Origin of the sequence: Neisseria sicca VK64 (assembly GCF_000260655.1) — a bacterium.
GTDB classification, from domain to species: Bacteria; Pseudomonadota; Gammaproteobacteria; order Burkholderiales; family Neisseriaceae; genus Neisseria; species Neisseria sicca_B.
Window position 1 is genome coordinate 1 of record NZ_AJMT01000166.1, and the last position, 8780, is coordinate 8780.

The 8780-nt window shown below is 53.0% G+C and carries 7 protein-coding genes; 4 read left to right on the forward strand and 3 right to left on the reverse strand.

From position 1 onward, the window contains the following. Positions 1–95: 95 nt before the first annotated feature. The 3 genes from HMPREF1051_RS09365 to HMPREF1051_RS09375 all read right to left on the reverse strand — a co-directional run bounded on the left by HMPREF1051_RS09365 (position 96) and on the right by HMPREF1051_RS09375 (position 3874). Positions 96–1037: a hypothetical protein gene (locus HMPREF1051_RS09365; RefSeq protein WP_036492806.1), complete on the reverse strand. Its 942-nt coding sequence runs from the start codon at positions 1035–1037 to the stop codon at positions 96–98. A 457-nt stretch (positions 1038–1494) separates the two neighbouring features. Continuing rightward, positions 1495–2817, reverse strand: a complete 1323-nt coding sequence (locus tag HMPREF1051_RS09370) for a murein transglycosylase A (RefSeq protein ID WP_003767749.1) — start codon at positions 2815–2817, stop codon at positions 1495–1497. A gap of 262 nt (positions 2818–3079) precedes the next feature. Continuing rightward, the gene (locus HMPREF1051_RS09375; RefSeq protein ID WP_003767744.1) at positions 3080–3874 is read right to left on the reverse strand and encodes a DsbC family protein; all 795 of its coding nucleotides are present in this window, start codon (positions 3872–3874) and stop codon (positions 3080–3082) included. A gap of 138 nt (positions 3875–4012) precedes the next feature. Between HMPREF1051_RS09375 and HMPREF1051_RS09380 the strand changes: the two genes are divergently transcribed. The 4 genes from HMPREF1051_RS09380 to HMPREF1051_RS09395 all read left to right on the forward strand — a co-directional run. Continuing rightward, complete coding sequence (locus HMPREF1051_RS09380) at positions 4013–6181, forward strand: primosomal protein N' (RefSeq protein WP_003767751.1); 2169 nt, start codon at positions 4013–4015, stop codon at positions 6179–6181. Between the two features lie 347 nt (positions 6182–6528). Further along, a complete protein-coding gene (gluQRS, locus tag HMPREF1051_RS09385) occupies positions 6529–7416 on the forward strand; it encodes a tRNA glutamyl-Q(34) synthetase GluQRS (protein WP_003767747.1) in 888 nt (295 codons plus the stop codon). A 278-nt stretch (positions 7417–7694) separates the two neighbouring features. After that, positions 7695–8405 carry a LytR/AlgR family response regulator transcription factor gene (locus tag HMPREF1051_RS09390; RefSeq protein ID WP_003767740.1) on the forward strand — a complete coding sequence of 237 codons (711 nt, stop codon included), beginning with the start codon at positions 7695–7697 and terminating at the stop codon, positions 8403–8405. 30 nt (positions 8406–8435) lie between these two features. Next, positions 8436–8780: IS5/IS1182 family transposase (locus tag HMPREF1051_RS09395; protein WP_003767755.1), on the forward strand; the 345-nt coding region annotated here is incomplete at its 3' end.

Consider the following 8780-nt stretch of genomic DNA (forward strand, 5'->3'; position numbering starts at 1 on the left):
GATAGGGTAAATAGGCCGGGTACTTCTGCAAAACCGTCAAATCGTCGAAATATGGGTTTTTGAAGCCAATCTACGCTTGCTTTTTCCCGTTTCAATCAGCGGGAACCGTCGCGCGGGAGTGCTATTAAAGGAGGAACCGGTGGGTCTTGATAGCTTTCGTCGAACTCGAAGCCTGCCGCGCGGGCTTTGTCTTCCATTTTTTTCCTTTCCTTTGCTCTTAAGCGGAGCTCTTTATCCAAGGCTTCGCGGTAGCCCGGTTTGCCAAATTCTTCTTGTGCATGCAACCGGAGGAAATCCCAATATGCCTTTATGGTAATTTGCAGGGCATACTGCCCATTGCCGAATTGGTCACGATACTGTTCCGAGCCATCCTTACCAAGCATAAACTCCACAAGCACACCGTCCGTATATAGAGTCCCTATCTGAGCTAAGTTGGGCAGTTTTTTCCATTCTTCAGGGGTTAGTTCAATAGCAGTGGGAATGCCGGTTATCGGTTTTGCTTTAATTCTACCGTCTTCTAATTCAAAAAAAGCGGAGGCATTTTTACGGTCGCGTTTAATCCTTGGCTCGCTACGGGAAATCAAATCTGTCCAACCGGCTTGATGCATCTGCCTGATCAGATTATAGAAATTCTGTCTTGCTTCTTCATCACTGATGTTGCTGCTTTTGCCTAGGCCAGAAAACATGTCAAATTCATCAATGCCTAAGAACGGGTTATGACTTCCATCTTCATATGCGGTAATACTGCTTACATGAGGTATTTTAAAAGTATGTTTGCCGTGTTCAAAAACAACGGTTTTTTCCTGATTAAAGTCTATTTCATATTGATTGACATTAAAAAATTCTGAGTCGTCAGAAGGTCCTGCATAATTTTCGGGGAATCTGTTAACAAAATGTTTGCTGGATTCCGGCAGGGTAATGGACACCGTGTCGGGCAGGTTGTCTTTGGGTGTCTCTTTTGAGAAAGGGATGCAGCCTCCCGATAAGAAGATGATGGTGGCGAATGAAATGATTTTATTTATCCAATTTTTAGGCATGGTTATCGTCCGTTTTTTGCGATTTAAATCTGCATTAAAGGTAGGCGCAAAGACAATAAGGCAACTGCCAATAATAATTTTTTCATTTTTTGTTTATCTTTGGGTTGGCGTCTATTTTTTTAATACTGCTAGATGAAAGTCTGAACATAAATCAAAAAGTCAAAAAGGACAAATAGGTGATGATGAGTGGTAAAGATGTCGTGTGAATGGTTAGTTGGTATAGTGGATTAACTTTAAACCATTACGGCGTTGCCTCGCCTTAGCTCAAAGAGAACGATTCTCTAAGGTGCTGAAGCACCAAGTGAATCGGTCCCGTACTATCTGTACTGTCTACGGCTTCGTCGCCTTGTCCTGATTTAAAGTTAATCCACTATAAGAGCGGGCATGGATGGTTTGGATATGAAAAAGGTCGTCTGAAAACTGGTTTTCAGACGACCTTTTGACTTTTTAGCCGATGTTAAGGCTGATAGCTGGGTTTCATGCCGTTGGGCAGGAGTTGCCAGACGTAGCCTGTGGTTTTCATTTTGCCGGCAACTTCGCCTGCTTCATCGCCGTAGCCCCAGAAGTAGTCCACGCGGACGGCGCCTTTGATGGCGCTGCCGGTGTCTTGCGCCATGATGAGGCGGTTGAGGGCTTTTTTGGTGGTCGGATGGGCGGTGGCGACAAACAGCGGCGCGCCTAAGGTGATGTAGTGGCGGTCGATGGCGCCTGCGTATTCACCCAAGAGCGGGGTGCCCAATGCGCCGACCGGTCCGGCTTCGCTGCTGCCGGTCAGTTCGCGGAAGAAGACGTAGCTGGGGTTTTGTCCTAAGACTTCGGCGAGGCGGCCGGGGTTTTGCTTCATGTAGGCTTTGATGCCCTGCATGCTGGTTTGTGCGAGGGGGAGATAGCCTTTGTCTGCCATGTAGCGTCCGATGGAGACGTAGGGGTGTTCGTTTTTGTCGGCAAATCCGACGCGGATGTATTTGCCGGACGGGGTTTTCAGACGACCTGAACCTTGGATGTGCATGAAGAAGAGTTCGACGGGGTCTTCTGCGTAACCGAGGATGGGGGCTTTGCCGTTGAGCGCGCCGCCGTTGATTTGGTTGCGGGTGTAATAAGGAACGAAGCGGCTGCCTTCAAATCTGCCTTTGAGGGCGGTGCTGCGGGCGGTAATGGGGAATTGGGACAGGTCGGCGGTGTGTGTGCCGCTGTTGTCGATGACGCCGCTGTTGGCACCGGTTTGGCGGATGCGGACGGTGGCTTTGCTGCCTCTCAAATTGGCGGACAGTGGGACGGAAACGAAGTCGTTGGGGATGCCGTAGATGGGGAAGCGGGCTTTGCTTGTGGCTTTGTCATCGCCGAGCAGGACGGGTTCGTAGTAGCCGGTGATGGTGCCGGCGGGGTTGCCGTTGTTGCTGACCTGCCAAGGGGTGAAATAGCGTTCGAAGAAATGTTTGGCTTGGAAATGGTGGAGGGGTGTCTGCATGGCTTGGGCGCAGACATCTTGCCAGCCTGCGCGGTTTTTCAGTTTCTCGCAGCCTAAGCGGAAGGATTGGAGGCTTTTGACGAAGTGTTGGGTGCTCCAGTGCGGCAGTTCTTGGTGGGACACGACGGTGTAGGTCGCGCCGCCGCCGCTGACGGTGGTGCCGGCGGGGTCGGGCGTGCCGGTCGGGCGGTCCGGGCCTTTGACGGTGGTGGTGTCGACTGCGGGAAGGTTTTTGATGCGTTTGCTCGGGCAGGCAGAGAGGACGGCTGCGGCGATGGTGAGGAGTGTGATGCGGTATAGGTGTTTTTTCATAATGCTGTCTTAAAGGTCGTCTGAAATCTGCCGTCGGATAGGGTGAAACGTATCAAGCGGCTGCGCCGACTTGCTTGGGATGTACTCAGAAAATCGGTTTGCATTGGATGGACAGATTTGCAGACGGGATATTTGGTCCGTTTATTCAAGAGCTTGGGATTTTAACACAGTTTGCTTGCCTGCTTCGGCGGTATGAAAAAGGTCGTCTGAAAACCTTGTATATCGGTTTTCAGACGACCTTTGCCGTATCTTGAAGCCAATCTTATTTCTGATTGTCTTCGATGATTTTTTTGAGGTGCGGCATGGGGCTGTATCCGCTTTGGCTGCGGCCGTTCGGGAAAACGAGGGTAGGTGTGCCGTTGAAGCCGAATTGTTCGCCCAAAGAAGTGGTTTCGGCAACGGGATTGTCGCAATTGGCTTTGCCGCTCGGGAATTGGCCTTTGCGCATCCAGTCGGTCCAGGCTTGGGTCGGGTTGGGCTGGCACCATAGGATTTCGGCTTTACGCGCGGCATCGGGGTGCAGACTCGGAATCGGCATCATGAAGTTGTAAATCGTGATGTCGGTCATTTTTTCAAACTCGTGTTCCAAGCGTTTGCAGTACGGGCAGTCGGGGTCGGAGAAGACGGCGACTTTCAGCTTGCCGTTGCCGCGCACTTCTTTAATCGCTTTGTCCAAAGGCAGGGAGGCGAAGTCGATTTTGTTCAAATCGGCGGCGCGTTCGTCGGTCAGGCTTTTGCGCGTGTTGACGTCGATGAGGTCGCCGACGAACATATAGTCGCCTTTGGCATCGGTGTAAATGATTTGTTTGCCGCTGACAACGACTTCATAAATGCCTTGAATAGGGGTTTCGCTGACGCTGATGACTTTCAGACCTTGGGATTCGTAAATTTTTTCGAGGCGGGCTTTCAAGGCTTCGCCGACTTTGCCTTGTACGGGGGCGGCGGGCTTGGCGGCTGAAGAGGGCGCTGCATTTGCCTGTGAAACGGGCGTTTGCCCGCACGCGGTCAGTGAGATCAGAGTGATGGGGGCTAAGATTTTGATTAATTTGGTTTTCATTTTTAAGTATAGGCGTGTGTCAAGAAAACCGCATTGTATCAAACCTCTGTCATGCCTGCATTGTATTGAGGCTCAATTTATCGTCTGAAAATAGCTTTCGGCTGTTAAAATACGCAAAAAAATGATTTGCCTGCCTGTATGATCTACCACCGCATCGCCGTAAACGTGCCGCTTTCAGACGGCCTTTTGACTTATTCCCATTCCGACCCGCTGCCGCAAGGAACGCGGGTGCTTGTGCCTTTTCGCAACAAGACCGTGGTCGGGATTGTGTGGGAAACGGATATTGCGCCCGATATGGATGCGGCGCGGATTTTGGGCGTTCAGACGACCTTTTTGGACGAGCCGCTGCTGCCTGAAAACTGGCGTGATTTGCTCTCGTTTACGTCGCGTTATTACCACTATCCGACGGGGCAGGCGGTGTTTGCCGCGCTGCCGCAGGGTTTGAAGGAAACGCGCGCGGTGGAAATGCCGCAGCCGCCGTTGTTTTACGCGCTGAACGAAGCAGGCAGGGCGCAAACGCCGCCGCCGACGCGGTTCAACAAAAAAGCGGCTTTGTGGGACGCGCTGCTGTCGGGCGGGATGACGATGGCGGCGTTGAAGCAGGTGAACACGCAGGCAGTGAAATTGATTGAGGATTGGGCAGAACAAGGCTGGATTGAAACGACGGAAGCGGCAAAACCCGTTTTAAGGTCGTCTGAATTTCAGCTCAACGCCGACCAGCAGAAGGCTTCCGATGAAATTCAGACGGCCTTCGGCAGCTTCCAGCCGTTTCTGCTGTACGGCATCACCGGCAGCGGCAAGACCGAGGTGTATTTTGATGCGATGGCGAAAGTGTTGGCGCAGGGGCGGCAGGTGTTGTTTCTGTTGCCCGAAATCAACCTTACGCCGCAGCTTTTGAAACGGGTGGAAAACCGTTTTGCCGACGTGCCGACCGCCGTGTTGCACAGCCAGATGGCGGCAGGCAGGCGCACGCAGGATTATCTGCGCGCGATGTTGGGGCAGGCGAAGCTGGTGATTGGCACGCGGCTGGCGGTGTTCACGCCGATGGATGATGTCGGGCTGATTGTGGTCGATGAGGAACACGACGGCTCGTTCAAACAAGACAACGAATTGCGCTACCATGCCCGCGATTTGGCGGTGTGGCGGGCGAAGCAGAGCGGCTGCCCCGTTGTGTTGGGCAGCGCCACGCCCAGCTTGGAGAGCTGGCACAAGGCGCAAAGCGGCGCGTACCGCCTGCTGCAACTGACCGAACGCGCCCATACCGCCGCGCAACTGCCGCAAGTGGACATCCTCAACGTAGGTCGTCTGAAACTCGACAACGGCTTCTCGCCGCAAGCCTTGCAGCTTTTGAAACAGAACTTTGAAGCGGGCGGCATGTCGCTGGTGTACCTCAACCGGCGCGGTTTTGCGCCCGCGCTGTTTTGCGGCGACTGCGGTCATACCTTCGGTTGCCCGAACTGCTCCGCCAAAATGGTGCTGCACCAACGCGCCCGCCAACTGCGCTGCCACCACTGCGACCACCGCGAACCCATCCCGTTCAAATGCCCCGACTGCGGCAACCAAGACCTGACCGCCGTCGGCCACGGCACGCAGCGCGTCGAAGAAACCCTGCGCGCCTTCCTGCCCAAGGCCGCTGTCGTCCGCGTCGACAGGGACAGCACCGCGCACAAAAACGACTGGGCAGATTTGTACCGCCGCATCGCCGACAACGAAATTGACATTTTGGTCGGCACGCAGATGCTCGCCAAAGGCCATGATTTCGCGCGGCTCAACCTTGTTATCGTGTTGAACGCCGACGGCAGCCTGTACAGCGCGGACTTTCGCGCACCGGAAAGGCTGTTTGCCGAGCTGATGCAAGTGTCCGGCAGGGCGGGGCGCGCCGACAAACCCGGCAAGGTGTTGATACAGACCCAACTGCCCGAACATCCCGTCTTTGCCGCCGTCAAAGCGCAGGACTACGCCGTGTTTGCCGAAAACGAATTGAACGAACGGCAAATGTTCGCCATGCCGCCCTTCGGTTTCCAGACCGCCATCCGCGCCGACGCGCCGCGCGTTGCCGATGCGATGGAATTTCTCAACGCCGCCAAAGAAACCATTGCTCCGCTTTTGCCCGCAAGCGTTTCCCAGTTTGGCGCCGCTCCGATGCTGATGGTGCGCCTAGCCGAACGCGAACGCGCGCAAATCTTCCTCGAATCAACATCCCGACAGGATTTGCACCGCGCCGTAAGTTTGTGGGTGCAGGTGTTGCAGCAAAACCGCGACGGCAAAATCAGATGGTCGGTGGATGTGGACGCGCAGGAAGCGTAAGTGGAATAGGGAAGGGGTCGTCTGAAAAAGCGGAAGAGGCATTTTCAGACGACCTTTTTGTTTATAGTGGATTAACTTTAAACCAGTACGGCGTTGCCTCGCCTTGCCGTACTATCTGTACTGTCTGCGGCTTCGTCGCCTTGTCCTGATTTAAATTTAATCCACTATAAAACGTCTTGATGGTTTGTGAAAAGCAGCAAGGTTAGGATGAGCGGAGTTAAAAACATTTGGGCCTTCACAAAAGCCCTACGATAAAATACGTGGCATGAAAGCCTGATGCTGCGCCGCAGTTGGCAGTTCAGGCTTTGCCGACATATCGCCCATTTTGAGTTCCATACGGAGTTTGCATGTATATAGGACGCTTCGCCCCCAGCCCTACGGGTTTGCTGCACATAGGCTCGCTGCTGACCGCTTTGGCTTCTTATGCCGATGCGCGCGCCAACGGCGGCAAGTGGCTGGTGCGTATGGAAGACTTGGACCCGCCCAGGGAAATGGCGGGTGCCGCCGAGCATATTTTGCGCACATTGGAAGCGTTCGGCTTTGAATGGGACGGCGAAGTCGCCTACCAAAGCCGACGGAACGGGCTGTATCAAGAGGCATTGGGTCGTCTGAAAAGTGAGGGGCTGGTATATCCTTGTTATTGTAGCCGTAAAGACTGGCAGGCGGCGGCAACGGCGGGGGCGGACGGATTTGTGTATAACGGGCGTTGCCGCGTTCCGGCGCAAAGGCCTGGAGCGAATGGGAAAACGCCTGCTTGGCGGATTGCCGTTCCCGACAGGACGATCGGTTTTCAGGATGGGATTGTCGGCTATTACGCCCAAAATCTGGCACACGATATCGGCGATTTCGTCCTGTTGCGTGCGGACGGTTTTTGGGCGTATCAACTTGCCGTAGTCGCGGACGATGCCGAACAAGGAATCACGCATATCGTGCGCGGACAGGATTTGCTGGTGTCCACGCCGCGTCAGATTTATTTGCAGCAATGTCTCGGCGCAAACATGCCGCATTACGCGCACCTGCCTTTGCTGGTGAATTCGCAGGGGCAGAAATGGTCCAAACAAACGCTTGCTCCCGCTTTGGATTTGAACCGGCGCGAAGCGCTTTTGCGGCAAGTGATGCGTTATCTCAATCTTCCTGACGCGCCCGAGGTTGACCGACCCGAGGAATTGTTGGCGTGGGCGGTTTTACATTGGGAGATATGGGCGATACCGGTTAATGACATAGTCACGGAGTAAATTTGTAGATTTGCAACAAATTACTTGAGGTATTACTTAAATTTTTTAATTTTTGTAAGTAATCGCTTGTTTTTTGGATAAAGTTAACAGAATTAAGGTATATTCCTAAACACCTCAAGACCACTTTCATTTCAGATGAATGTTTGGCCTGTCTGCCAAAACGGCAGAAAGAGGCAACCGTATGAGAAAAATGTTTCAACATACCGAAAACACGCGGGAACGTTGTGTATTGATTTAAAATTCACATTCGTATTTAAAATAACAAAGAAAAAAAGATTATGTTAAGTGCCATTATTGTTGAAGACGAAGTGCTGGCAGCAGAGCGTTTACGGGTCTTACTTGAAGAATGCAATGTCGTCTTGCTTAATGTATTCCACCATGCCCAGCCGGCATTGGATTGGTTGAGCATACATGAAGCAGATATCGTATTCGCCGATATCGGCCTGCCTGAAATCAACGGTTTGGAGTTTGTCGAGCGCATCAAGCGCGGTGCCAAACGCCAGCCCGAAATTATTTTTACCACCGCCTATGAAGAACACGCCCTGCGTGCCTTCGAATTGGCTGCCGCCGACTACCTGCTCAAGCCCATCAGAATGACCCGTCTGCAAGCGGCGCTTGACCGCGTCGGCGAAAAATACCGCGAAAAAGCCGACGATTTCACCCATTTCACCGTCTTTAGCCGTGATCTGATGATTGAAATCCCATGGCAGCAGGCGCGTTATTTATTGGCGGAACACAAAACCGTATTCCTGATTACCGGCGACGGGCAGCGATACGAATTGCCCAAAACGCTGGTTTCTTGGGAAGAGCTGCTCGGAGACAAAGTGATCCGCATCCACCGCAATGCCATCGTGTTCCGACACACCTTAGACTGCCTTATCCGCTTGGATGAAGAGGAAGACGAAAGCAATGCCATTTGGGGCGCGAAGGTCTTGGACGTACCCAAACCGCTTCCCGAGACCTTTGCAAAATTCCCCAAAATCCCCTAAATTCCCACCAAGACACTTAGGGGATTTCTCATGAGCACCTTCTTCCGGCAAACCGCACAAGCCATGATTGCCAAACACATCGACCGCTTCCCATTATTGAAGTTGGATCAGGTGATTGATTGGCAACCGATCGAACAATACCTGAACCGTCAAAGAACCCGTTACCTTAGAGACCACCGCGGCCGTCCCGCCTATCCCCTGTTGTCCATGTTCAAAGCCGTCCTGCTCGGACAATGGCACAGCCTCTCCGATCCCGAACTCGAACACAGCCTTATCACCCGCATCGACTTCAACCTGTTTTGCCGTTTTGACGAACTGAGCATCCCCGATTACAGCACCTTATGCCGCTACCGCAACTGGCTGGCGCAAGACGAC